Below are 2,092 nucleotides of genomic sequence, written 5' to 3'. Positions count from 1 at the left end.
AGGGCGAAGTCAGCGGCCTCTACGGCCAGGCCCCCGGCGCCCGCGCCTTCGCCGCCCCGCGCACCGCCGCGGCGCCGCTCACCCGGGCCCAGATCATCCAGCGCGCCCAGACCTGGGTCGACCAGGGCGTGCCGTACAGCATGAGCCGCTACTGGTCGGACGGCTACCGCCAGGACTGCTCCGGCTTCGTCTCGATGGCCTGGGGCCTGGGCAGCAGTCAGACCACCTGGACACTGCCCGACTTCGCCGAGCGGATCGGCAAGAACGACCTCCAGCCCGGCGACGTCCTCATCTACAACAACCCGGCCAACCCCCAGGCCGGCTCGCACGTGACGATCTTCGGCGGCTGGACCGACTCCTCCCGCACCACGTACGTCGCCTACGAGCAGACCGGCCCCGCCACCAAGAAGCGCTCCACCCCGTACGCGTACTGGAACAACTCCGGCGGCTACGTCCCGTACCGCTACACCGGCCTGTCCGCCGGCGGCAACGGCGGCGGCACCTCCTCGACCGCCTTCCCCGGCACCGCCAAGTTCGGCCCCGGCGCCAACAACGCGTACGTCACCGAGCTCGGCCAACTGCTGGTGCGGCGCGGCGGCGCCGCGTTCTACTCCGAGGGCCCCGGCCCGCGCTGGGGCGAGGCCGACCGCAGGGCCACCCAGGCCTTCCAGCAGGCCCAGGGCTGGCGCGGCAACGAGGCCGACGGCATCCCCGGCAAGGACACCTGGGACTACCTGGTCAACGGCAAGGGCCGCGACATCGGCGGCGGGGGCGGCACCCCGCTGCCGCCCCCGCCGCCCACCACCGGCGGCTCCGCCTTCCCCGGTGCGCGGTACTTCGGCCCCGGCCAGAACAACGACCACGTCCGCCTGCTCGGCGAACAGCTGGTCCGCAAGGGCTTCGGCGGCTCGTACGGCGTCGGCCCCGGCCCGCGCTGGACGGAGAGCGACCGCAGGGCCACCCAGGCCTTCCAGCAGGCCCAGGGCTGGCGCGGCAGCGAGGCCGACGGCTACCCGGGCCCCGACACCTGGCGCCGGCTCTTCTCCTGACGGCCCCGCCGGGGCGCGGTGCCCTCCCGGGCACCGCGCCTCAGCGCCGCCCCGACATCCAGTGGAAGAGGCCCATCCCGACGCTGGTCGCCAGGTTGAAGCTGGACACCCCCGGCTGCATCGGCACCGCCACCAGGTGGTCGGCGCGCGCCTTGAGCTCCTCCGACACGCCGTGCCGCTCGGTGCCGAAGACCAGCAGCGCCTCGTCGGGGAACGGCACGTCCCGGATGTCCGCCCCCTCCGGATCCAGCACGTACAGGGGCCCGTCCGGCAGTTGCTCCGGATCCAAGCGCTCGACCGCGGTCGCGAAGTGCAGTCCCGCGCTGCCCCGCAGCACGTTCGGGTGCCACGGATCCAGGTCCCCGGTGGTCACCACCCCGGTGGCACCGAACCCCGCCGCCAGCCGGATCACCGCCCCGACGTTCCCCAGGTTGCGCGGATTCTCCAGCACCACCACCGGCGCCGTCCGCGGCCGGCGGGCCAGCACCGCCCGGTTCGCCCGCGCACCGGGCCGCACCGCCGACGCGGCCACCCCCGTCGGGTGCAACCGCGGCACCAGCCCCCGCAGCACGGCCTCCGGCACCTCCACCGCGAGCCCCTCCAGCGCCGGCACGACATCCGGCGCCAGCTCACCCGCCAACGCCAGCAGAGCCGCCCGGTCGGCGGTCAGCACCCGCCGCACCTCGCCCCCGAACCGCAGCGCGTGCTTCAGCGCGTGGAACCCGTCCAGCAGCACCGCCCCCGGCTCCCGCTCGGCCGCCCGCCAGGCCCGCACCAGCTCGTCCTCGTCCATGGCGGTCACTCTGTCACCCGCCCCGGACCCGGCTCACCGGGCCGCCCGGCCGCGGCGATCACCTCGTCGAAGCCCAACGCGCGCCCCGGCGGTCCGTCCGGTTCGCCGGCCAACCCGGCCAGCGCGAGGTCCAGGTGCCGGTGGACCAAGGAGCCGTCCGCGTCCAGCGCCGCCAGCGCCCCCGGCAGCGGACGGGACACCCGGACGCAGAGCAGCACCAGGTCCCCCATCCCCACGTCGGGGCGCAGCC

The 2,092-nt window shown here is 75.5% G+C and carries 2 protein-coding genes and 1 pseudogene; 1 reads left to right on the top strand and 2 read right to left on the bottom strand.

All coding sequences use genetic code 11. The features are described 5' to 3' along the window. Positions 1 to 1,049: peptidoglycan-binding protein (locus tag ACIQOV_RS38860; protein ID WP_401055542.1), on the top strand; the 1,049-nt coding region annotated here is incomplete at its 5' end. A 40-nt stretch (positions 1,050 to 1,089) separates the two neighbouring features. Here ACIQOV_RS38860 and ACIQOV_RS38855 read toward each other — a convergent pair. Both ACIQOV_RS38855 and ACIQOV_RS38850 read right to left on the bottom strand, forming a co-directional pair. Next, positions 1,090 to 1,842 carry a TrmH family RNA methyltransferase gene (locus ACIQOV_RS38855; RefSeq protein ID WP_401055540.1) on the bottom strand — a complete coding sequence of 251 codons (753 nt, stop codon included), beginning with the start codon at positions 1,840 to 1,842 and terminating at the stop codon, positions 1,090 to 1,092. A 5-nt stretch (positions 1,843 to 1,847) separates the two neighbouring features. Then, positions 1,848 to 2,092: pseudogene (locus ACIQOV_RS38850) on the bottom strand (TetR/AcrR family transcriptional regulator); the annotation flags it as partial.

This window comes from Kitasatospora sp. NPDC091257, from assembly GCF_044757675.1.
Classification (GTDB): Bacteria; Actinomycetota; Actinomycetes; order Streptomycetales; family Streptomycetaceae; genus Kitasatospora; species Kitasatospora lactacystinica.
The sequence above is the reverse complement of the archived record's forward strand: the minus strand, read 5'-3'. Positions and strand labels throughout refer to the sequence as shown.